Source organism: Nonomuraea sp. NPDC050153, from assembly GCF_044460125.1.
In the GTDB taxonomy this organism is placed as follows: domain Bacteria; phylum Actinomycetota; class Actinomycetes; order Streptosporangiales; family Streptosporangiaceae; genus Nonomuraea.
This window is the reverse complement of sequence record NZ_JBITJQ010000007.1, coordinates 316,776-339,207: the sequence shown is the minus strand read 5'-3', so window position 1 is coordinate 339,207 and position 22,432 is coordinate 316,776. Positions and strand designations below refer to the sequence as shown.

Genomic DNA, 22,432 nt, shown 5'->3' with positions numbered 1-22,432 from the left:
ACAAGCCCGATCGTCGCACCCGCGCGCCGTCCTGTCGGTGGTGCCAGCATCACTGTCGCGGCGACGAATCGGAGTCGAGGAACATCAGGACGGCCTTGACCCGCCGGTTGGTGTCGCGGTCGCCGTGCAGGCCGAGCTTCATGAAGATGGAGTTGATGTACTTCTCCACCGCGCGCTCGGAGACCCCGAAGCCGGCCGCGATGGCCAGGTTGGACCGGCCGGCGGCGACCTCGGCCAGGGTCTCGCGCTCCCTGGGCGTCAGCCGCCGCAGCGCGTCCCCTTCGTTGCGGACCTTGGCCGAGACGAGCGAGTCGACGACCACGGGATCGATGAACGACCCGCCGGAGGCCACCGTCCGCACCGCCGAGATCAGCTCGCCCGGGGCGGCGACGCGCTCCTTGAGCAGGTATCCGCGCCTGCTGCTGCCCCCCTCGATCAGCGCCAGCAGGTAGCCGGGGTCCAGGAACTGCGACAGCACGAGAACCGCCACCTCCGGGTGGGTCCTGCGCAGCGCCGTGGCCGCCCGGATGCCCTCGTCCGTCAGGGTCGGCGGCATGCGGATGTCGGTGACGACCACGTCGGGCTTCTCCCGCTCGACGCCGGCCATCAACGCGTCGTAGCCGGAGCAGACCGCGGCTACCTCGACGCCCGGCTCGGTGGCGACGAGCGCCTGGATGCCGGCGCGCACGAGCAGGCTGTCCTCGGCGATCACTATCCGCAACTGCGTCACCGTCAAACGGTAGTCCGCGCGTGCGCACCCGCTCAACACACCTTGATCGGTTCGCACCCTCCGGTGAGGAAAACCGAACCACGAATCGGAAGGCAGCTTTATCGGACATTTGATGCTCCGGCGGGAAACTGGCCACACGACAGCGATTCGGGGGACTTTCAGCTGAGGGGGGACGATGATTCACCTCGCCGAGCGGATTTCGCGAATCCGGTCCTGGGCCGCCGCGCTGCTCGTCCGAGCCGACTTCGCGCTCTGCGTGGAGGAGGACGAGTGGGCCCTGCGCCGGGGATGGACGGTCGCCAAGACGGGTTTCGGCGCCCGGCGCTACCGCGACCCGCGCTTCGACGCGCTCAAGGCCGCCCGGACGGCGGCGGACCTCAAGACCGCCCGGACGGCGGCGGACCGGGCCGAGGAGGTCGGGCGCCATGTCTTCTCGTAACGAGCGGCACAATCCGTACGCGCGGGCCGAGACGCCGTTCCCGGCCGCGCGGCCGGTCGTCGTGCTGTGGCGGTGGCGTACGGAGATCGCGCTGCTGGTCCTGGCGGGGGCCGCGATCACCGTGACGGCCGCCGCCGCGGGGCAGGGGCAGTGGTGGGCGGCGTTCGCGCTGGCCGGGAGCGTCAGCGTGCCCGCGACCGTCCCCGCCGGCCGCGCCTGGCTGCGCCGTCACTTCTGGTGCCTGTTCTCCCGGCACCGGCTGCAACGGGTCTTCCTGGAGACGCCGATGCACACGCGGAAGGGCAGAATTCCGCTGGTGCTCTGGATGACGCCGCGGGAGTTCGGGGAAAGGGCCTTCCTCCTGCTGCGGGCAGGGATCTGCGCCGAGGACCTCGAGGCGTTCGCGGGGGAGATCGCGGCGGCGTGCTGCGCCTCCTCCGCCCGCGTCTCCCGGCACCCGCGGCAGGCGCAGTTCGTGACGGTCGAGATCGTACGCCGTGAGGAGCCGGCCGGGGCCGGCGCGTGGCGCGGCGGCGACCCGGACGAGGGGCGCCCTCTTCAGCGCCTGGCCGGGTGATCGGCAGGGTCTGGATCACGGCCCCGTGACCCTTTGGGAGAGTGGCCCCGCGCGTCGGGCGGCTACGTGGTCGCGGGCGGCGGGCGGGCTGAGCGGGCGCCGTCTTCGCCGCCGGCCCCGGCCTGCGCGGACGGCCGGTCCTGACCACCACCCTGCGATGCTAACCTAGGGCTCCTAGGATAACTACTAGGTGGATTAGGTTCAGGAGGTGGCCATGGCGCGTGCCGGGCTGACGGCGGAGCGGGTGACCGAGGCGGCCGCGGATCTGGCCGACGAGGTCGGGTTCGACGGCATCACCGTGTCCGCGCTGGCACGCAGGTTCGGGGTCGCGGACGCGAGCCTGTACTCGCACGTCAAGAACCTCAAGGACCTGCGGGTCCGCGTGGCGGTCGTGGCCGCGCGCGAGCTGGCCGACCGGCTCGCGGACGCGACGGCGGGGCGGGCGGGCAAGGAGTCGCTGGCCGGGTTCGCCAGTGCCTGGCGCGAGTTCGCGCGCACCCGTCCCGGCCGCTACCAGGCGACCCAGATGCCCCTGGACCCGGCCGTGGTGGCCGAGTCCGCGGGGCATCTGCGCATCATGTCCATCACGTACGCGCACCTGAGCGCGTACGGGCTGCCCGAGCCGGACCTGACCGACGCCATCCGCCTGCTGCGCAGCACGTACCAGGGATTCTTCAGCCTGGAGGCGAGCAGCGGGTTCAACCATCCGCGCGACCTCCAGGACACCTGGACGAAGATCCTCGACGTGCTCGACGTCGCGCTGAGGCATTGGCCGAGCAACCCCCAAGGAAACGATCGTGAATCCCCTCACTGAGAACGACATCCGCACGTCCTTCGTCAACTGCTCCAAGGGTGAGGCGCGCCGGCTCGGCCTCCCGCGCGGCCTGTCCGGGTCCCCCTGGTCCGACCTCGACTTCCTGGGCTGGCGCGACCCGGGGGCGCCCGAGCGGGCATACCTGGTGGCCGAGCGCGACGGCGGGCCGGTCGGCGTGGCGCTGCGCCTGGCGCAGGAGGTGCGCAGGAGCTTCACCAAGTCCACGCTGTGCTCGGTCTGCGTGACGCCGCACTCGGGCACCGGGGTGGCGCTGTTCACCGCGCCCAGGGTCGGGGCGGCGGGCCGCCAGGGCAACACGGTCGGCGCCTACATGTGCGCGGACCTGGCCTGCTCCCTCTACGTCCGCGACAGGAAGCAGACGGAGCTGGGCACCCGGTTCGAGTCGCTCACCGTGGCGGAGCGGGTCGCGCGTGCCGCCGCCAACCTGGACGGGTTCCTGGAGCGGGTGCTCGACGGGGAGCTGAGGTGACGGGACTTGGCGGGGGCGACGCCCAGCACGCGTCCGCGGACGGGAAGGGCCATCCGCGGCGCCGTCCAGGCGCTCTGTGAGGCGCCTGCGTGGGCGTCGCCCATAGCTTGGACAGCGCTTGCCCGCCCGGCGGTTCCATCGAAACGCCGATGATCATGCACTCGCGTCAGCCGAGCAGCTCAGGCATGTGGTCCTTGAGGGTGTCCAGGAAGGCCGCCGCCAGCCGGCTCTCATAGCCGCGCCTCCTGCGGACGGCGACCACGGGCAGGCCCGCGTCCAGGTCGTCCACCTCGATCGCCCGCAGGCTGCCGATGCGCAGCTCCTCCCGGACGCTGCTGACGGGCATGAGGGCGACGCCCAGCCCGGCCTCGACCAGCCTCCGCTGCGCGGTCAGGCTGTCGACCCTGGTGATCGCGGGGTCCGCCGCGCCGGACGCGGCCAGGAGACGTCCGAGAAGGTGACCGAAGGAGTCGCTCTGGCCCCGCTCGGGCGGGAAGCCGAGCCACCGCTCCCCCCGCAGGGCCCGCAGGTCGGGCAGGCCGCGGGCGGTGACCGGGTGCGCGGCGGCCACCACGACCAGGAGCTTCTCCACCCCGAGCGGGATCGACTCCAGCTTGGGGTCGGCGTCGGGGAAGTAGCGCAGGCCCAGCGACGCCTCGCCGCCGCGCACCAGCGCGCTGACCTCGCGGCTGGTCGCGGTGCGCAGGTCGACCGCGGCCTCGGGGAACTCCGCCTCGAACGCGCGCAGCGCCCGGACGATGTGCGAGTCGGCCAGGGTGCCGACGATGGCCAGGCTGAGGGCCCGCGCCTCGGCGGGCTCCCGCGACAGGTCCCGTACGGCCCGCTCGCCGTCGCGGATCGCGGCGAGGGCGGCCTCGGCGTACGGCAGGAGCGCGCGTCCGGCCTCGGTGAGCACCACCCGGCGACCGGCCCGCTCGAACAGCGCCGAGCCCAGCGACCGCTCCAGCTCCTTGATCCGGCGGCTGATCGCGGGCTGGGACCGGTCGAGCCGCCTGGACGCCTCCGTGAACCCGCCCAGCCGCGCGATGCACACGAACGTCTCAAGCTCTTCCACGGTCACGATCCATCAGTATTCCTGATGTCAAAAGTCAGATCTATGCATTTGACGGATCACTCAGATGGCGACGACAGTGAGCCCATGACCGATCAGCCGGCCAAGGCCACCCGTTTCCGGGCTCTGCACGAGCGACCGGAGCCCTTCCTGCTGCCCAACCCGTGGGACGCCGGGACGGCGCGACTGCTGGCCGGCCTCGGATTCGAGGCCGTCGCCACCACGAGCCTCGGCGTGGCCAACGTGCTGGGCCGCACCCGGGCCGGCCGGCAGGACGTCCTCGACAACTGCCGCGTCATCAGCGAGGCGACGTCCCTGCCCGTCAACGCCGACCTCGAGAACGGCTACGCCGACGAGCCCGCCGAGGCGGCCAGGATGATCGCCGACGCCTGCGCGTGCGGCGCGGTCGGGGCGTCCATCGAGGACGCGTCCGGCGATCCAGGCGCGCCGATCTACGACTTCGGGCTCGCCGTCGAGCGGATCCACGCGGCCGTCGAGGTCGCCCGCGGGCTGCCCGTCCCGCCCGTCCTGACCGCCAGGGCCGAGAACCTCCTGTACGGCGTCGCCGGCCTCGACGACACGATCAGGCGCCTGCAGGCGTTCGAGGCGGCGGGCGCCGACGTCCTGTACGCGCCGGGGCTGCGCACGCTCGACCAGATGCGCGCGGTCGTCTCCTCCGTCGGCAGGCCGGTCAACGTGGTGATGGGCTTCGCCGACCCCTCGATCACGCTGGAGCAGCTCGCCGAGATCGGCGTGCGCCGGGTGAGCATCGGCGGCGCGCTCTCCCGGCTCGCCCTGCGGTCGTTCCTGGACGGGGCACGGCAGATGCGGGCGGGCCGGTTCGGGTTCGTCGCCGAGATGGCCTCGATCTCCGAGCTCCACGAGGAGTTCGCGCCGCCGCCCGGGTAGACCGCCCGGGTAGGCCGCTCAGGTGGCGGAGAGCAGCCACCGCCAGCGCGGCAGCTCCAGCACCGCGGTGACCACGGCCAGCACCGACACCGCCGCGGCGGCGAACACCGGCCAGGCCACCCACGCCGCCGCCACCGCGGCCACGAGCTGCAGCAGGACCAGCGCGATCGTCACCGGCCCCGGCACCGCGACGATCACGTTCCGCTTGTCGCCCGGGGTGGAGAACAACGTGGGCAGGCCGATCAGCACCACCACCGACAGCACGGCCAGCGGGACGGAGTGCGGGGCCAGCGCCCATGGGGTGGCGACCCAGGCGACCAGCTCGGTGGCGAACCGGAACGCGGAGGCGACGCGGTCGTCCGGGCGCGGGGTGGAGGGCATGCGCGCAATCTACCGGGTCCGTCCCACAGGCTCCTCACCTTCACGATCAAGGCGCCATCGTGGCCTCCATGAAGCCGACCGAGGCGGGATCCCGGGGGTCGCCGTGGATCTCCTCGCCCGCGAAGACCACGAACTGGTGCCACCACCCGCTCAGCTGCCCACCCGGGAACTTCGCGGCGGTCCAGGGCTTGGCGTCGGCGAAGACGTACTCGGCCCAGGGGTTGGCCGGGTTGGGCGGGGCGCCGAAGTAGCGCGGGCCCGCCTTGGGCCAGACGACCGGCCGGCCGCCGTGCCCGCGCAGGGCCTTGAGGAAGCCGTCCGGCGGCGGGTGGCCCATCGCGTATGGGCTCCACACGATCTGCGCCTGCAGCCCCGGGCGGCGCGCCGCGGCGCGGGCCTTGGCGGTGGCCAGCAGGCGGTCCTGACCGGGGTCGGTGAAGCCCACGGTGTCGAAGACCAGCGCCCGGGCCACGCCCGCGCGGTTGCCCGGGTCGTTCAGCAGCTCCCACAGCGCGTGGCCACCGCTGCTGTACGCGCCCACCCACGTGTCCTGGGCGACCCGCAGCGTCCCGTTCGCGGACGCCGCGGCCCCGGGCTGGGGCGGCTGCGGTGGAGCGATCTCGCCCGGCTCCAGCAGTTGCTGGCCTGGCCCGCCGAACCCGCCCCTGGTCCACAGCAGCCGGATCGCGGCCGACAGGCGCGCGGTGTTGCCCGGCCCGGCGTTGCCGCCGTAGCCGTAGCCGGGGCTGTTCTTCTCCGGCACCGGCAGCAGCAGCACCCGCAGGGAGCGCGTCTCGGAAACGAGCTTGGGCGCGGTCCTGTCCAGGGCGTACTCCATGCCGCACGGCAGGAACGAGTAGGCGTTCAGCGGGTGGTCGGCGTCGGGGCTGTGGTCGATGAGCTGGTGCCAGTCCGGCAGCCCGGTGATCTTGGCCTTGCCGGTCCTGGTGTGGCCCTGGAGCAGGTAGCGGCACAGGTTGCGCAGGCCGGTGGTGGCGTGCGCCGGCGCGGCGAGCACGTCGGGCCAGGTGGCGGGGTAGGAGTAGGCGCTGCCGATGGGCCGCAGGAACAGGTATCCGCCCACCGAGGTCTCGCTGGGCAGCTCCCGCACGGGCGGCAGGCTCGCGAACCACAGCATGGGCGTGACGCGGGTGTTGAGCAGCACCCGCAGCCGCTCCGGCCGGTCGTTGCAGGTCGGCTCCAGGTACCAGGGGTTGAAGCCGTCCTCGTGGTTGTTCCGGCACACCCGGAAGTGCAGCGCCCACCACAGGTTGGTGACGTCCAGGAACTCGGTGTCGATCTCGGGCGTGTCCCCGGCCGCCATGCGCAGCAGCGGATGGCGGCCGAAGAAGGACCGCGCCGTGCCGGTCGGCTGCGTGCTCGGAACATCCTGGAGCACCTCGCCGCCTCCGCCGCGCCGCCTGAGGTGCGCGGCGAAGCGGTCGAGCCGGTAGGCGTCGGGCACGAGCACCCGCGGCCTGGCCACGGTCAGCCGCTGGACCACCGACAGCGCCTCCTCGTCCTGGCCCGCGGCCCGCAGCCGCACGGTGAGGCTCAGCCGCAGCGCCGCCGCCGTGTCGGGGACGGTGAAGGCGGCCGACACCTCGTTCGGCGCCCCCGCCGGCGGGCACGGCTGCCCCGCCGCCGGATCGGCCCAGCGTGCCGGTTCGGTGGCGTCGAGTGCCCGCAGCTCGACCTTCACCGCGCCTCGGAGCAGGGGGTGGGCGGCCTCGCCGGGCCGCCGCCACCTGATCGTCGTCGTGAAGGCCATGTCAGAGCTGCTGCCCGGTCTTGGGGTCGTACCGGACCTGCACCGCCACCACCTGGTCGGTCGGCAGGACCTCCACCCACTGGTCGAACACCTGGTACGGCGCGGCCGGCCGGAATCCGCCCTCCAGCGGATCGAACCCGGTCTCGAAGACCTCCTCGGTGGCCAGCGTCTTGGTGATGTCGGTGTTGGCCGCCTGGAGCTCGGCCGCGAGCAGGTCGAGGACCTGGCCCACCGTCTTGCCCTGGTAGGCGGGCGGGTCGCCCGGCTGCATCGGGTACGGCAGCCCGAGCCCGGCCTCGCCCTCGACGTTCGCCTGGGCCAGCCATCTGAGCGCCTCCACCTCGTGCCCCGGCCGGATCGGCAGGACCGCCTTGGCCCAGGAGGCGTTGAGGAACTCGTTGCGCCGCTCGTCGCCGTCCTCCTGGATCAGCCAGCCGAGCGAGCTGCCCAGCGGGGCGGGCTGGGTCTCCTCGGTGAGCAGGTAGTTGACCCGCCATTCCGGCACGGTGTGCAGCTGCTCGTCGAGCGCGTTGCTCGCGTCGGTGTGGGCGTACCAGGTGAGCACGGTCTGCCCGCCGAGCACGCCGGGATTCTGCATGTCCCAGGGCGCCGGCGGGACGGGGTACTTGCCGACGCTGCCCTGACTCGGCGGGGGCACGTCGATCGGCCGCCAGTAGTCGGGGGCGACGAAGTACAGCATCTCGTCCACGTCGAAGATCTGGCGGATCAGCTCGGAGCCGAGGTGGTCGTCGTCGAAGAGCCGCAGCCGGCGGATCAGGTGGGCGTAGACGGTCTGGCGCTCCTCGTCGCGCAGGTCCTCCGAGGACCGCGGGCGGATGCCGCTGACCAGCCGCAGCCGGTCGCGCACGGCGTTCCCGTACGCCTCGTGCTGGAGCGCGGCCACCCGGCGGTCGTAGGCGGTCCGGGCGGCCTCGTTGACGACGTCCACGGCGTGCTTGGCCTCGGGCGTCGGCTCGTAGACCATGATCGCGTCGAACGGCATGAACTTGCGGCCCTCGAAGTTGGCGTACGTGAGCCGGACCTTCAGCGTGTTGGTCGCGGGGTCGGGGTTGACGCCGAGGTCGGCGGCGTCGGTGGTGAACCTGACCTGCGCGCCGTGGAAGTCGAGCATGCCGATCTTCTTGAGCGTGGTCCCCGGCGGCGGGGGCGGCAGCGGGAAGTCGAACCGGAACTCGATGATGTCGTTCGCGCCCACGTCGGGGCGGAAGATGCCGTGGTTGATGTTCTCGTTGGAGGTCTGGTAGGTGTTCTCCGCCTCGTCGTCGGCGCCCTGGTAGAGCACGAACGGCACGGCGAGGTGGTAGGTGACCTGCTGCTCGGCCGGATAGGGCTGAATGTCGGGCTTGGGCACCGCGGTCAGGTCAGGTGCAGTGACGACGTGCACCAGCTCTCCGAGACCGAGCTCGCGGCCGGGCCCGTCGAGGTAGACCTGCCAGCTCAGCCGCGCCCCGATGTGCTGCACCTGGACGCCGACCTTGCGCATCTTGCGCCGCAGCTCGTAGTTGACCAGGTCGTCCGTGGTGTTCTGCACGACGTAGCGGCGGCTGGAGGTGTCGGTGGTCTCGGTGACCGTCTTGAACGTCGTCTTGAAGTTCCGCTTGATCTCGCTGGTGCTCTTGGAGCTCTGCGTGCGGGTGTGCTTGTGCGTCTGCTCCGACGAGCGCTTGACCGTGGTCTGCAGCGAGAAGCTGGCGCTGGCGTCCGCGTGGTAGACGCCGGTGTTGACGCCGCCGCTGGCGGTGACGCCGAGGTTGGTGTCGTTGGCGTTGTCCTCCTTGACGGCGTCGGCGAGGTCGTCCTGGTCGGTCAGGCTCTCCTCGACCTTGCGCGAGGTCTCCTCCGACTGCTCGGCGGTCCGCTCGACCAGCGTGCGGCGGGTGCTGCTCTCGACCACCTCGACCATGCCGCCCGGACTGATCCACAGGTGACCGACGGGGCCGCCCAGGAAGGTGTCGAACTCGAAGAAGTACTCCCTGAAGAGGTTGACCAGCCCGACCGGGGACAGCACGCCCTGCGCGAGCGCGTCGAACCGCTCGACGAGCGCCGCCAGCCCCTCGTGTTCCAGCGCGCGGGCGGCCTCCCCGGCGAAGGCGCCGCCGCCGAGGCCGGCCAGCCGCTCGTCGGCGATCGCCCGCATGGCCCGCAGGGAGCCGTTCTGGCCGAACCATCCGGCCAGCGGCTGGTAGACGCCGAACAGCTCGCTCGAGTACGGCAGCGTGCCGGTGAAGTCGCCGGGCGGTCGCCCGTTGAAGATCGGCGCGCCGGCCATGGGCGCGGTCATGACCTGGAGAGGCTGCCCCGTGGTGCCCGCCCCGGCCAGGAACGGCACCGAGTCGAGCGTCTGCCCCTGCGGCACCTTGGCCACGAGCACCTCGTACGAGGACTCGACCGACGGCGCGACGAACGAGATCGTCTGGGGCCCCGGCGAGCTGATCTGCCGGCCCGCGTACACGCGGCTGGCCGTGGTGTCCCGCAGCACGAAGATGCCTTCGAGCTGCGGGACGCCCGGGTACTGCTCGGGGCCGCGCACGTCCACCCCGCGCGGGAAGCCGATGGCGATGCGCTGGCCCGGCGTGAGATCCCCTTGCCCGCCCGGCCCCGGATTGTTCGTGTCCACCCGGTAGGACCAGATGCTGTAGCCGGTGCCGGCGGCGGGACCGGGGATCGCGGCCCGGCCGGCGAAGGTGACGATCAGCACTGAACACCACTCCCTCGTTCGAAGACCCGTCGCTGACCAGCGTCAGGGACGGCCGCGCGGGACGCATGAGTATGGCCTACTCAACGTGCGCCCATGGCGGCGGAACGTCATCTCCGAGGGCGGCGCCTCAGGTCAGAGGTCCATGTCGCCGCCGCCCGGCATGGCCGGAGCGGCAGGGGTCTTCTCGGGCTTCTCCGCGATGACGACCTCGGTCGTCAGGAAGAGCGCCGCGATGGAGGCGGCGTTCCGCAGCGGTGCGCTCAGTGCTGCGCCGAGGCCAGGTCCAGCCGGGCGGGGGTGCGCCACCAGACGGCCGCCGCCGCCAGCAGCATGAGCACCGCCCCGTACAGGCTGGTCGTCCGCAGCGATTCGGTGAAGGCGAGCGTGGCCTGTGCGGCCAGGTCGGAGGAGCCGAGCGCGCGGGCTGCGGCCAGCGCGCCGCCGAGCGACTCGCGGGCCGCGCCGCCGGCGTTCTCGGGGAGTTCGGCCCGGTAGAGGGCGGCGGCCAGGCTGCCCAGCACCGCGACGCCGAAGGTGCCACCGATCTCGTAGGAGGTCTCCTCGATGGCGGCCGCGCTGCCCGCCTTCTCCGCCGGGGCGCCCGACATGATCACGGCGGAGGCGATGGCGAGCGAGCCCATGCCCGCTCCGATCAGCAGGATCGACACGGCCACCCAGAGGTAGGTCGTCGGGGCGATCCACAGCACCGCGAAGCCGAGCGCGCCGATCGCCAGCCCGCCGGCCAGCACCGTACGCGCGCCGATCCGGACGGCCAGGGCCGGCGCCAGCGGCGAGAGCACGGCGGAGCCGACCGCCATGGGCAGCATGGCCAGGCCGGTCTGCAGCGGCGAGTAGCCCTGGACGAGCTGCGCCCACTGGACCATGAGCAGCATCATGGCCGCCATGGCGATCGAGGTGGTGAAGGCGGCCACGGTGCCGGAGGTGAAGGCGCCGCCGCGGAAGAGCCGGACCTCCAGGAGGGGGTCGGGGCGGCGCAGGCACCGCCGTACGAACCAGGTCAAGGTGACGGCGGCCAGGACGGCCGTGAGGGCGGTCCAGACGTCCAGGCCCTCGGTGGCCAGGTGCTTGATGGCGTAGACCAGGGCGATCATGCCGACCATCGACAGCGCCGTGCCCAGGCCGTCCCAGCGGCCCGGGTCGGGGTTGCGGGACTCGGGCAGCAGGAACAGCCCGGTGCCGACGGCGACGGCCATGATCGGCACGTTCACCAGGAACGCGGCGTGCCAGCTGAAGACCTCCAGCAGCAGCCCGCCCACGATCGGGCCGACCGCGCCGCCCACCGCCGCCATGGCCGCCCAGACGCCCAGCGCGGTGGCCCGCTCGCGGGCGTCGGTGAACAGGTTGCGGATCATCGACAGGGTCGACGGCATGATCATCGCACCGCCGACGCCGAGCATCGCCCGTACCGCGATCACCTCGGCCGGGCTGTCGGCCCACAGCACGGCGACGGAGGCCAGGCCGAACAGGGTGAAGCCGGAGATGAGCATGCGCTTGCGCCCCCAGCGGTCACCCAGTGCACTGACGGCCACCAGCAGGCCCGCCACCACCAGGGAGTAGATGTCGATCATCCACAGCAGCTCCACCGCGCCCGGGCGCAGGTCTGTGGAGATCTGCGGCAGTGCCACGTTGAGGATGGTCATGTCCATCATGATCAGCAACAGGCTCGCCGACAGGACGGCCAGGGCCGCCCAGCGTCTGGGGTTCAGCTCGGTCATCGCGTTCGTCATGAGGTCCTCCGGAGAAAAGGGGGTCGATGAGCAGGCGGAGCACGCACCGGGCTCGCCGCCGGGGGGCTTCACGGCAGGGCCGGTGCGGCCATCGACCGGCCGCGGGTGACGAGGTGGCGAGGTGGCGGGGTGGCGGTGCAGGGTCACGCGGCCGGCCCTCGGTGACCGGATCGGTCCCGGTCGCCGGGGCGGATGGGCAGGTATGGGGGCCGCCCGGGGAGATTCCTCAGCCGGCGTCGGCCTCCACCAGCGCGAGCAGCCGGTCCAGGACGGCCTTCCTGACCGGCTCGGGCAACGGGATCCCACTCGTGGCCTGCCACAGCCACAGCCCGTCGACGGCCAGCCGGGCCAGGAACAGGTCGATGTCGCGAGGCTCGGTCGAGGATGGTGGCGGGGCCCAGCGGCCGATGAGGTCGTCCCACACCTCGGCCAGCTCCGGCGTGGTGGCCGACTCGACCATGAACGCCAGGTCCGCCTTGCTCGCCGAACCGTGCGCGCCCACCCGTACGTAGGCCTCGGCGGCCTCGCGCGGCGACGCCTCCGCCAGCGGCTTGCCCAGCTCGGCGGTGAGGTGGTCCTCCCAGGCGTCGGTCAGATGCTTCTGGATCGCCACCAGCAGCTCGTCACGCGTGCGGAAGTGGTACATGAGCCCGCCCTTGGTCACTCCGGCCTCCTCGGCCGCCGACTCCAGCGTCAGGCCGGTGATGCCGTCGCGCTCCGTCACACGGATCGCGGCGTCCAGGATCTGGTTTCTCTGGCTCGGTCGCATGCCTGCAACTATACCTTCTAGAAGGTACAGTTACGACCAGCTCGTGGCCGGCGCCGACCGGGCGGCGACCGCCATCCGGGCGGGGCGAGCCGCATTACGCCGAGGAGCCACAGCGCCGGCCGAAGACGTGAGCACGAGCGGGCCACACCGGCACTTCGACGACTTCGACGCCTTCCTCGCCGAGTTCGTGCTCGATCGCGTCGACCGGCCACTTCACGATGCGGTACGCCACGGCGGTGGTCACCGCGGTGCGCGCCGACGTCTCCTGACCCCCGGCCGGTGCGGGCTTCGGGGACGGCCGGACGGGGAACGTACTTCGCACAGCGGCGCCGGCCACCTGGCCGAGGCGTGACGCCCGCCGCGTCACTCCCCCACGCTGACCACCAGGCCGCGGATCTCGTAGCCGCCGATGTCGTTGTTGAAGCTCACGCGCGGCGCCGACGCCATCCGCACGCCGTCCATCGCGAACAGGCGGCTGAGGAAGACGTCCGTCTCCAGGATGGCGATGCCCGCCCCCGGGCACCGGTGCGGGCCGTCGCCGAAGGACAGCGCCGCGGCGGCCGTGCCCCCGTCGATGGCGCGGCCGGGGCAGACCGACAGCGGGCGCGAGCCCACGGCTTGGGGATCGGTGTTGGCCGCGTCGACGAACACCTCGATCACCGCGCCCGCCGGCACCGTCACCGGCCCGTCGGCGCCGGCCAGGTCGAGGGCGGCCGTGGTGCGCCGGCGCAGCCGCCCGACCACGGGTTCGAGCCTCAGGATCTCGTGCAGGACGGCGAGGCGACCGGGCTCGTCCGCGGCGCGGTAGCGCTCCAGCAGCGCCTCGTCGGTGAACAGGTGCCAGGCCGCCACGCAGATGAACTCGCGCGTGGTCACCATGCCGGCCGCGGCGAAGGTCAGGCACTCGCCGAGGATCTCGGCGTCCGTGCACCCTTCGGAGATCAGGTGCGAGATGAGGTCGTCGCGCGGCTCGCGGCGGTGGGCGCGGATCGCCGGGCGCACGTCGGCCAGGTAGACCCGCAGCCAGTTCACGTTCTGCCTGATCATCCAGTAGACACCGCTCGGGCTGGTCAGGCCCGGCCGGCCGAACTTCTCGGGGAAGAACCGTTCCAACCGGCCCCGGATCCCCGGCCTGCTGGAGGTGAGGCCGATGATCGCGCCGGCCACCTCGATCGCCATGCCGAAGCTCAGCTCCGACAGCTGCGCCTCCCCCGCCGCCCGCAACGTCGCGAGCCGGCTCTCGGCGACGCGCGCCATCAGGTCGCGATACCGCTCGTCCACCCTGCGGGGCGTGAAGAACCGCGCGGTCTGGCGCCGGTCCTCGCGGTGCTCGGGCCCGTCCCGGTAAAGGACGGGACGCCGGACCCTGGCGGGCAGCTTCTCCACGGTCTCGACGCCCAGCCCGGCCTGGACGGTGTCGTCGCTGCGCAGCACGGCGCGGGCCTGCGCGTAGCCGCGGACCTCCCACGTCCCGTCGTCGGCGCGCCGGACCGGGCAGGAGCCGGATGCGGCCGGGCGCGGGATCTTACGCACGTCCCCGCTCTGGTCGTTCACGCCGGCACGCCTCCTTTGTCGTCGGCCGCCGTTGACCATGCTCGCCCCCGTACGGCGTGAGATCAAGAGGAACGGGCTGCCCGGGACATACCGGATGTCGTGGTTCGACTTGACTGATGATCTTCGATGCACCAGATTGTTCGCGACTTTTCGGACCGTTCCCAAGGAAACCCATGAAGCGAGCCATCATCGGTGCCGCCGTGGTCGCGGGCGTGGCGCAACTCGCCGCGACGCCGGCGCAGGCGGCACCCAAGATCGACCCGGTCAAGGAGCTCAAGGCCGAGTTAGCCGCCGGCCTGGCCGTCAACGTCCAGGCCACGGCGAAGGTGACGTACACGCCCAGCCTGGTCGTCACCTCCGGGCTGGAGGGCACGATCGGGTTCGACCGGCGCGGCGCGGCCGCGTCCGATGTGGCCCAGACCCTGCAGTACAGCGAGGAACTCCTCCGCAGCGTGAAGAAGGCCAGGCCGGAGGAGGTCGAGGCCCTGCGGCAGGGGCCGATCAGGATGATCTCCACGCGGGACGCGAGCTACGTCTCCGGCCCGGTGGTCGGCAACGCGTTGCCCAAGGGCACCGGCTGGGTGCGCTACGGACCGGCCGATCTGCCGCCGAGCAACCTGGTCCTGGAGATCCTGGAGCCCGCCACGCTCAAGACGCTCCTGTCCCATCGCACGTCCTCGCGCGACGGTGTGGTCAAGGGCTCCATCAAGGCCGCCGAGCTCGCGGCGGTGTCCCCCTCTTTCGCGTCGCGCTTCGGTGCGCGCCCCAAGAGCGGCAGGATCGCCTACACCCTCTGGTTCGACGGCGACGGCCTGGTCGAGCGGGTGTCCGCCAAGGCCGTGCTGCCCTTCAACGACCGCTCCGTCACGGTCGAGTCGAGCACCCGGTACGCGGACTGGGGCCGCGAGGTCACCGTTCTCCTGCCTCTGGAGGGTGACGTGCTCGACCGGAACCAGCTCGGGGACAAGGTCCCGGCCGAGGTCCCGGGGATCTGGAACTAGGCAGCGGTACGCCCCTGCCCCCGGCCGCCCTCATGAGGGCCGGCCGGGATGAACTCCCGGGCCTTCCCCCGGTTCCGGAGCACACTCTCGCGGGTGGTATGAAGTTGATTGAGTGCTTTGTCCTGAATTACCGTGCATCGCACCCCCAACCTCCCGTCCCCTGCCGAAGAGACTGCTCATCACGATGTCCGGAAATATCAGGAAAAGCTGGGCGGTGGCGCTCGCCTTCGTCCTCGCCTTGACCGTCGCGTCCCCCGCGGGCGCCGGCACCCTCGCCCCGCCCAAGCGACCGAACATCATCTTCTTCCTCGTCGACGACATGTCCGCCGAGCTGCTCCAGTACATGGACACGGTCAGGAGCCTGAGCCGCGACGGCACCACGTTCACCGACTACTACGTGGCCGACTCGCTCTGCTGCCCGTCCCGCGCCACCATGTTCACCGGCCAGTTCCCGCACAACACCGGCGTACGCACCAACCAGGGCTACGACCACGGCGGCTACGGGGCGTTCGCGAAGCACGAGGGCAGGACGTACGCCGTCTCCCTGCACCAGGCCGGATACCGCACGGGCTACCTGGGCAAGTACATCAACGAGTATCCCGCCGGCCCCGGCTACCACGTCCCGGCGGGCTGGGACGAGTGGCACGTGACAGCGAGCGGCGGCTACAACGAGTTCAGGTACCGGCTCACCCGCTACGTCAAGGAGGAAGCGGGCGCCCGGCGGCCGCTCGACGCCTCCAAGGGCACGTACCTGGTCGACGAGCTGGGGCAGCGCGCGGTGGGCTTCATCGAGCGCTCCCGCCGCTACGCCCCCGGCGAGCCGTTCTTCCTCCAGGTCTCGCCCTTCTCACCGCACAACAGGGTCGACGTCAAGCCCGGTGACACGGAGCCGCGCTTCCCGCCCGCGCCCCGCGACCGGCCGAAGGACCGCTTCCCCGCCGGGGAGTTCCCGCACGGCGACTGCGGCGGCCCCGACTGCGACTCCATAGACGTGACCACCCTGCCGTCGTTCAACGAGGACACCACCGACAAGCCGTCCTGGGTACGGCGCGCGCCCATCGGCCCGAAAATCATCGGCAAGCTCCGGGAGGACTTCCGCGACCGGATCCGCATGGTGCAGTCGATCGACGACATGGTGCAGCGCGTCCTGTCCGCGCTGACCGAGGAGGAGCGGCGCGACACGTACGTCGTGTTCACCAGCGACAACGGCTTCCACCTGGGGCAGCACCGCCTGGTGCGCGGCAAGGCCAGCGCCTACGACCACGACGTACGGGTGCCGCTCCTGGTCAGGCGCCCGCTCTCGGGGCCGCGCGGCGACCTCGTGAGCCACGCCATCGCCCAGAACGTGGACCTGTTCGCGACCTTCCTCGACATGGCCGGCGTCGCCCCCGCGACGCGTGACAGCCGCGACGGCCGCAGCCTGCTGCCCCTCATCCAGGGGCAGAACATCACCGGCTGGCGCGACGCGGCGCTGATCGAGCACGTCAAGCCGAACCCGCGCACGCCGGGCCGGCCCGACCCGGACGCGGACGCCATGAAGCGGGGCAACTCCCGGCCGCCCAGCTACTCCGCCGTGCGCACGGCCGGGGAGCTCTATGTCGAGTACAAGGGCGATCCGAAGCCCGAGTACTACAACACCGTCACCGACCCCCGCGAGGAGTCCAACGACCCCGCCAACGCCAGGACGGCCGCCCTGAGCAAGGTCCTCGACGCCTTGAAGACGTGCGGCAAGCCGGGCGCGACGGACTGCTGGTCGGCCGCTCACCTGCGCTGACCCGGGCGGGGACCTGAAGCGGTCAGAAGGCGAAGCCGCCCGGGCGGGCGTTGCGGTCGGCGATCAGGCCGGCCAGGGTGGCGACGGCGATCTCGGGCGGGGTGCGCGAGCCGATGTTGAGCCCGATGGGCCGGTGCACCCGGGCGATCTCGTCGGGCGGCACGCCGAGGTCGGCCAGCGCCCGTACGTGTGGCGCGGTGTGGCGGGCGCTGCCCATGATGCCGACCCACCGGACGGGGAACTTGAGCACGTCCCGGAGGACCGGCCCGATCTCCTCGCGATGATGGTCGGTGAGCACCACGTCGGCCGTGGCGTCGAGATAGCCGCCGAGCTCGGTCACCGCCGTGAATCCCGCGAGGCGGCGACCGGGGTCGGGTTCGAGGAGGATCGGGCGGAAGCCGAGCTCCGCGCCGAACCTCAGCAGGCAGTCCGCCACCGGGGAGGCGAAGACGGCGACCAGCGTCCGCCCGGCAGGCTCGGCGGGAGCCTCGCTGTGGGCCACCGCGCACGCCGGGTCCTCTGCGTCATGGGTGTGGGCCATATGCGCAGTCTGACATGAGCGGACGGGCTCGCGCCCGACGCGCCCGCGATCCCCGTCAGGAGCTCAGGGCTTGCATGCCACCGCGCCGTACGCGTCGATCGGCTCGTCCGCGTCGTCGCCGGGCCGCCATGCCGCCCATCCAGTAGTACCAGATGCGCGCCGCGTGCGGCGTTCCCGAGTCGACCTTCGCGGCGAGGTCTCCGCGGGGGTCGTCAGCCATGGCTCCGGCTCCCAAACGCGAACGGGGGATGATGGGGAAGATCGTATAGGCTTCGGCAATGGACGCCGACCCCAGGATCGACCGCACCAAGCCGCATTCCGCCCGGGTCTGGAACTACCTGCTCGGCGGGACCGACAACTACGACGTCGACCGCGAGGCAGGGGAAAATCTGCTGCGCGCCTTCCCCGATTTCGCGCAGGTGGCCACGCTCCAGCGCGAGTTCCTGCGGCGGGCGGTGACCTACCTCGTCACCGAGGCGGGCATCCGGCAGTTCCTCGACATCGGCTCGGGTCTGCCCACCGCCGACAACACCCACGAGGTGGCGCAGCGCCTCGCCCCCGAGTCCCGCGTCGTCTACGTCGACAACGACCCCCTGGTGCTCGTGCACGCCCGCGCCCTGCTGACCGGCACCCCGGAGGGCCGGACCGGCTACGTCGACGCCGACGTGCGCGACCCCGGCACCATCCTCGCGGCGGCGGCAGAGACCCTCGACTTCTCCCGGCCGATCGGCCTGATGATGCTCAGCATCGCCGGTCAGGTCCCCGACGACGGCCTCGCCTCCGGCCTCGTCCGCCAGTACGTCGCGGCGCTGCCGCCCGGCAGCCACCTGGCGCTGTCCGACGGAGTCAACGCCAACCCCTCGCTGGTGGAGGCGGTGAGCGCCTACAACGAGCGGGCCGCCTTCCCCTACACGCTGCGCAGCCCCGACAGGCTCGCCGGCTACTTCGAAGGGCTCGAACTCGTGGCCCCCGGCGTGGTCTCGACGCCGCTCTGGCGGCCCCCGGCGGGGGCGCCGCATCAGCCCGCGGTGGTCAACGCGGTCTGCGGCGTCGGCCGCAAACCCTAGAGGACCTGTCACATGCGGCTCTCCCCCACCGCGCAGCGGATCCACCACCACCTGACCGAGCCCGGCGCCGGCTATCCCGCCCCGTGGCCGGACGCGACCCTGCTGAGCGCGGCCGATCTGGGTGCCCTGCTGCCCCTCGCCTACCGGGTGACCGGCGGCGGCCCGGCCTTCTCGATGCGGGTCGCGGTCGAGGGCCAGGCCAAGGAGCGACAGCCGGCCTTCTCTCCCGAGGCGTGCGTGGCCCTGTTCGAGGCCCTGGTCGACGGCTTGGAGGGGCGGAAGTGGGCCGATCTGTCCCTGGCCGCGGCGGCGCTGCTGCGCTGCCCCGGCGGCGCGCCGGCGGCGGCCCTCGCCGCGCCCGCGCGCACCCTGGTCGAGTTCATGGCCGGCGGGAAGCGGGTCGAGCACCCGTATGCGTTCCTCGCCGTGGCCGGTCTGGCCGGGATGGACGAGCTGGCCGAGGTCGTGGAAGAACGGCAGGAGCCGCTGGCCGCCGCCGAGCTCGACCTGCTCATGGGCCTCGACCCGGCGGGCAGGGCGCTGCTGGCCGAGATCGGGCCCCGGTCGTTCGGGGCGCCGCCGGAGCTGCCCGACGCGTGGGAGCGGCTGGCCGCGATGCCGGCGTACGTGGACCTCGCCCGTTCGACGCTGGAGGCCGCCGCGGACCGGCTGGCGGCGATCCACGCGGGCGAGCTCCCCTACCGGGCGGACAAGGCGTTCGGAGCGGCCGAGACGGCGGCGGCCGGGCGGGCCGCCCGGCTGGCGCTCTTCCGCGACGAGCCGTGGCTGCCCGAGCTGCTCGACGGCCTGCTGACCCGGGTCGCCGTCGCGCCCACGGCCGCGAAGACCCTGCCCTCGCAGGCGCTGCTGTACGAGATCGCGCGGGCGGCCGAACGCTTCCCGACGCCGGAGGCGATCACGGCGCTGCGCACGGCCCGCGCGATCACCCGGCACGCGGGCGTGGTCAAGCAGCTCGACCGGATGATCCGCAAGGCCGAACCCGGCCTCGCGGACCGCGTCGAGGTGGCCTTCCGCATGCCGGATCTCGGCTTCGGGCCGGGCGGACGGCTGGAGTCGACGGCCGGCGAGCACCGGGCGGTCGTCGCGGCCGGCGAGGACGGCGCGTTCGCGCTGACCTGGTGGCACGGGGACCGCCCGCTCAAGAGCGTGCCGGCGGCGGTGCGCAAGGAGCGTCCCGAGGAGGTCAAGCGCCTGCGCGAGCTGGTCAAGCAGGTGCAGCGGCAGGTGAAGACCCTGGTCAGGGCGCTGGAGGCGGGCTTCGCCGGCGAGGCCGCGCAGCCGTACGGCACCTGGCGCGAGCAGGTCGCCGAGCACCCGATCGCCTCCGCCGTGGCCCGGCGGCTGATCTGGGAGGCCGAGGTCGCCCCCGGCGAGTGGCGGGCCGCGCTCGGCGAGCCTGAGGCCGGCGGGGCGGAGGGTGGGCGGGTGCGCCTGTGGCATCCCGCCCGCGCGATGCCGGACGAGGTGGCCCGCTGGCGGGAGACCGTGGCCGAAGGGCGGATCAGGCAGCCGTTCAAACAGGCCTTCCGCGAGGTCTACCCGCTGACGCCGGCGGAGGAGCGGACCGCCGGCTACTCCAACCGGTTCGCCGGCCACATCGTCGACTACCGGCGGCTGTACGCGATGTTCAAGGCCCGGGGGTGGCGGGCCGACCTGCTCGGCCCCTGGGACGGCGGCGGCGCCGGCGAGGCCACGCGCGTGCTGGCCGAAGGGCGGTGGCGGGCGTCGTTCTTCCACGACTACCTGTACGGCGACCCGGGCGAGCACGCCTCCACCGACCAGGTGCGCTTCCACCGGCGCACGGACGGCGAGTGGCGGGAGACGCCGCTGCCCGAGGTGCCGGCGCTGGTGTTCAGCGAGGCCATGCGGGACGTGGACCTGTTCGTGGCGGTGACCTCGATCGCGGCCGACCCGGAGTGGGCCGACCGCGGGCACGACCGCCACCTCGACTACTGGCGCGCGGCCTCCTTCGGCGAGCTGACGCCGTCGGCCGAGGTGCGCCGCGACGCGCTGGCCCGCCTCCTGCCGCGCCTGGCCGTGGCCGGCCGCTGCACGCTGACCGACCGCTACCTCGTCGTACGCGGCGACCTGCGCACCTACAAGATCCACCTGGGCAGCGCCAACATCCTCATGGAGCCCGGCGACGTCTATCTGTGCATCGTGTCCGCCGCCGCCCGCGACGCGGGGTTGTTCCTGCCGTTCGAGGACGACGGGCGGCTGGCGCTCATCGTCAGCAAGGCCCTCCTGCTGGCCGCCGACAGCCGGATCACCGACGAGAGCATCGTCCGGCAGATCAAGGGGTGACAGCGCCAGAGACCGGCGGTCCGGCGGGGCGCCGCCGGACCGCCGCTCGGATCACGTGAGCTGGATGTAGTCGAGTTCGGCGTAGCCGGTGCCGCCCGCGAAGAACGGCGAGCCCTTGGCCAGGCGGATCACGTTGTACCCGGCCCGGAGCGTGACGGTCGTGCTGACGGTGGCGCCGAACTGGCCCCACCCCGAGGTGGGCGGGTAGCTGACCGTGCTCCAGGCGCCGCTGTTGTAGGCCAGGCCCTGGGTCGCGGTGGCGCCGGTGCCGTTGGCGTACCCGATGGTCATCGTGTACGAGCGCGCCGTGGGCACGTTGACGACGAAGTCCACGTAGCTGTCGGTGCGCGGCGTGCCCGAGTTGTCGATCCGGCCCACGTAGCCGCCGCCCGACGCGCTGGTGGCGCTCAGCCGCTGGGCGCGGAAGACGGAGGCGTTCTCGGCCTCGTACCGCTGCTGGTAGGCGGGCACTCCGCTGACCGGCTCGACGACGAGCTGGTAGGCGCTGGTGGCCACCATGCCGGGCACGGACACGCTGAGCCGGCCGCCGCTGACCGTCTGGGTCGTCGTGGAGATCGTGGTGGGGGCGGTGACCGCGGTGAAGCGGCCGCTGGACGGGGTGGAGGTCAGCGTGACGCGGACGCTGGAGCCGAGCGCGCCCAGGCCCGTGAGGTTGACGGTGTTGGCGCCGGCCTCGTTGCCGAACACCACGTTGACGATCTTGCGGGTGCCGTCGTAGGAGGCGAAGCCGTCCAGGCCCGTCGTCGTGGTCGACGTGGTCGTGACCATGTTGCCGGCCATGTCGCCGTACCACTTGTACAGCCACCAGGTGCCGGTGGGCTGGGTGTTGTTGACGACCAGGCCGTTCATGGTGCCGTACTCGTACCAGAAGGCCCGGTGCGCGGACTCCACGCCGCCGCGCTCGAACTTGGCGACGTAGCTCGCGATCCGGCCGGGCACGTCGACCTCGCCGGTGGCGGCGTACTCGTTGATGGAGATGCGGCGCGGGCTGATGCCGAGCGAGGACTCCAGGTTGCGGTAGTCGGCGATGTCGGAGGCGATCCTGGTGGGGTTCTGCAGCTCGTGCCAGCAGATGATGTCGGGCAGGGTGCCGGTGTTCCTGGCGTTGGTGAGGAACGACTGCATCCAGGAGCGGTTGTAGGTGGCGGTGCTCGGGCCGACGATCGGCGTGAGCGTGTCGAGCGCGCGCACCGCCCGGAACGTGCGCACCCAGGCGTCGTTGAAGTTGCCCGCGGCGGCGGTGTTCCAGGTGTAGTCGGGTTCGTTCCAGAGCTCCCAGCCGATGACGTTCGTGGCCGTGGTGGCCGACAGCCGGGCGTTGACCATGGTGTTGACCTTGGCCAGCCAGTCGTCCCAGCTCACCCACCGGTACGGGAAGTCGAGATAGATGTCCGGCATGCGGATGAACTCGCCCGCGCCGGCCCGGGTGGCCTGCGGGGCCACCAGCAGCGAGTCGCCGCCGGGCGGCTGGCCGTTGGGGCGCTGGCCGACGCCCGGCGCGGGTTGGGTCAGCGAGTTGACCTTGATCGGGAGGAGGGTGGAGTCGGCCGGCCGGGAGTTCTCGGCCAGGCCGTACAGGCCGCCGGAGGCGACGTGGGTGACCGGCCGGAACGGCTGCGCGACGTCGACGGTCAGCGTCGCGCCGGCGGCCGCGGCCGGGGGCGAGGCGGTCACCAGGGCAGTGGCCGTGGTGACCAGGGCTAAGGCGAGCACTCGGATTCGGGACATCG

The 22,432-nt window shown here is 72.4% G+C and carries 21 protein-coding genes; 9 read left to right on the top strand and 12 right to left on the bottom strand.

The features are described from left to right. Positions 1-49: 49 nt before the first annotated feature. Positions 50-730, bottom strand: a complete 681-nt coding sequence (locus ACIBQ1_RS20825; protein WP_397279620.1) for a response regulator — start codon at positions 728-730, stop codon at positions 50-52. Positions 731-905: 175 nt separating this feature from the next. Between ACIBQ1_RS20825 and ACIBQ1_RS20820 the strand changes: the two genes are divergently transcribed. The 4 genes from ACIBQ1_RS20820 to ACIBQ1_RS20805 all read left to right on the top strand — a co-directional run bounded on the left by ACIBQ1_RS20820 (position 906) and on the right by ACIBQ1_RS20805 (position 3,050). After that, positions 906-1,169: a hypothetical protein gene (locus ACIBQ1_RS20820; RefSeq protein WP_397279618.1), complete on the top strand. Its 264-nt coding sequence runs from the start codon at positions 906-908 to the stop codon at positions 1,167-1,169. Next, on the top strand, positions 1,156-1,746 hold the full coding sequence (locus ACIBQ1_RS20815; RefSeq protein ID WP_397279616.1) for a hypothetical protein: 591 nt from the start codon (positions 1,156-1,158) through the stop codon (positions 1,744-1,746). The genes ACIBQ1_RS20820 and ACIBQ1_RS20815 overlap by 14 nt, the downstream gene beginning before the upstream one ends. 214 nt (positions 1,747-1,960) lie before the next feature. After that, positions 1,961-2,560 carry a TetR/AcrR family transcriptional regulator gene (locus ACIBQ1_RS20810; RefSeq protein WP_397279614.1) on the top strand — a complete coding sequence of 200 codons (600 nt, stop codon included), beginning with the start codon at positions 1,961-1,963 and terminating at the stop codon, positions 2,558-2,560. Further along, a complete protein-coding gene (locus ACIBQ1_RS20805) occupies positions 2,544-3,050 on the top strand; it encodes an FBP domain-containing protein (RefSeq protein WP_397279612.1) in 507 nt (168 codons plus the stop codon). The genes ACIBQ1_RS20810 and ACIBQ1_RS20805 overlap by 17 nt, the downstream gene beginning before the upstream one ends. Before the next feature lie 166 nt (positions 3,051-3,216). On the opposite strand, the gene ACIBQ1_RS20800 is transcribed toward ACIBQ1_RS20805, so the two are convergent. Further along, positions 3,217-4,125, bottom strand: coding sequence for a LysR family transcriptional regulator (locus ACIBQ1_RS20800; protein WP_397279611.1), 909 nt, complete (start codon positions 4,123-4,125; stop codon positions 3,217-3,219). 84 nt (positions 4,126-4,209) lie between these two features. Between ACIBQ1_RS20800 and ACIBQ1_RS20795 the strand changes: the two genes are divergently transcribed. After that, positions 4,210-5,031 carry an oxaloacetate decarboxylase gene (locus ACIBQ1_RS20795; protein WP_397279610.1) on the top strand — a complete coding sequence of 274 codons (822 nt, stop codon included), beginning with the start codon at positions 4,210-4,212 and terminating at the stop codon, positions 5,029-5,031. A gap of 18 nt (positions 5,032-5,049) precedes the next feature. On the opposite strand, the gene ACIBQ1_RS20790 is transcribed toward ACIBQ1_RS20795, so the two are convergent. The 7 genes from ACIBQ1_RS20790 to ACIBQ1_RS20760 form a co-directional block, all read right to left on the bottom strand. Beyond that, positions 5,050-5,412, bottom strand: coding sequence for a hypothetical protein (locus ACIBQ1_RS20790; protein ID WP_397279609.1), 363 nt, complete (start codon positions 5,410-5,412; stop codon positions 5,050-5,052). A 46-nt stretch (positions 5,413-5,458) separates the two neighbouring features. Next, positions 5,459-7,183: a hypothetical protein gene (locus ACIBQ1_RS20785; protein ID WP_397279607.1), complete on the bottom strand. Its 1,725-nt coding sequence runs from the start codon at positions 7,181-7,183 to the stop codon at positions 5,459-5,461. Between the two features lies 1 nt (position 7,184). Next, complete coding sequence (locus ACIBQ1_RS20780; RefSeq protein WP_397279605.1) at positions 7,185-9,902, bottom strand: hypothetical protein; 2,718 nt, start codon at positions 9,900-9,902, stop codon at positions 7,185-7,187. 260 nt (positions 9,903-10,162) lie between these two features. Beyond that, positions 10,163-11,650, bottom strand: a complete 1,488-nt coding sequence (locus ACIBQ1_RS20775) for an MFS transporter (RefSeq protein ID WP_397279604.1) — start codon at positions 11,648-11,650, stop codon at positions 10,163-10,165. Between the two features lie 226 nt (positions 11,651-11,876). Further along, positions 11,877-12,419: a TetR/AcrR family transcriptional regulator gene (locus tag ACIBQ1_RS20770; protein WP_397279602.1), complete on the bottom strand. Its 543-nt coding sequence runs from the start codon at positions 12,417-12,419 to the stop codon at positions 11,877-11,879. Between the two features lie 94 nt (positions 12,420-12,513). Next, a complete protein-coding gene (locus ACIBQ1_RS20765; RefSeq protein ID WP_397279600.1) occupies positions 12,514-12,741 on the bottom strand; it encodes a hypothetical protein in 228 nt (75 codons plus the stop codon). Positions 12,742-12,782: 41 nt separating this feature from the next. Beyond that, positions 12,783-13,973: a cytochrome P450 gene (locus ACIBQ1_RS20760; RefSeq protein ID WP_397279598.1), complete on the bottom strand. Its 1,191-nt coding sequence runs from the start codon at positions 13,971-13,973 to the stop codon at positions 12,783-12,785. Between the two features lie 173 nt (positions 13,974-14,146). Here ACIBQ1_RS20760 and ACIBQ1_RS20755 point away from each other — a divergent pair, with 173 nt between their 5' ends. Both ACIBQ1_RS20755 and ACIBQ1_RS20750 read left to right on the top strand, forming a co-directional pair. Next, on the top strand, positions 14,147-14,974 hold the full coding sequence (locus tag ACIBQ1_RS20755) for a hypothetical protein (protein WP_397279596.1): 828 nt from the start codon (positions 14,147-14,149) through the stop codon (positions 14,972-14,974). 184 nt (positions 14,975-15,158) lie between these two features. Beyond that, positions 15,159-16,748: a sulfatase gene (locus tag ACIBQ1_RS20750; protein ID WP_397279594.1), complete on the top strand. Its 1,590-nt coding sequence runs from the start codon at positions 15,159-15,161 to the stop codon at positions 16,746-16,748. A 22-nt stretch (positions 16,749-16,770) separates the two neighbouring features. On the opposite strand, the gene ACIBQ1_RS20745 is transcribed toward ACIBQ1_RS20750, so the two are convergent. After that, complete coding sequence (locus ACIBQ1_RS20745) at positions 16,771-17,289, bottom strand: XdhC family protein (protein ID WP_397279593.1); 519 nt, start codon at positions 17,287-17,289, stop codon at positions 16,771-16,773. A gap of 55 nt (positions 17,290-17,344) precedes the next feature. Further along, positions 17,345-17,509, bottom strand: a complete 165-nt coding sequence (locus ACIBQ1_RS20740; protein WP_397279591.1) for a hypothetical protein — start codon at positions 17,507-17,509, stop codon at positions 17,345-17,347. Positions 17,510-17,567: 58 nt separating this feature from the next. Between ACIBQ1_RS20740 and ACIBQ1_RS20735 the strand changes: the two genes are divergently transcribed. Together ACIBQ1_RS20735 and ACIBQ1_RS20730 are read left to right on the top strand one after the other, a co-directional pair. Continuing rightward, the gene (locus ACIBQ1_RS20735; RefSeq protein ID WP_397279588.1) at positions 17,568-18,356 is read left to right on the top strand and encodes an SAM-dependent methyltransferase; all 789 of its coding nucleotides are present in this window, start codon (positions 17,568-17,570) and stop codon (positions 18,354-18,356) included. Positions 18,357-18,368: 12 nt separating this feature from the next. After that, a complete protein-coding gene (locus ACIBQ1_RS20730) occupies positions 18,369-20,681 on the top strand; it encodes a DUF4132 domain-containing protein (protein ID WP_397279587.1) in 2,313 nt (770 codons plus the stop codon). Between the two features lie 51 nt (positions 20,682-20,732). Here ACIBQ1_RS20730 and ACIBQ1_RS20725 read toward each other — a convergent pair whose 3' ends face one another. Further along, positions 20,733-22,430, bottom strand: a complete 1,698-nt coding sequence (locus ACIBQ1_RS20725) for a hypothetical protein (RefSeq protein ID WP_397279586.1) — start codon at positions 22,428-22,430, stop codon at positions 20,733-20,735. Between the last annotated feature and the right edge of the window lie 2 nt (positions 22,431-22,432).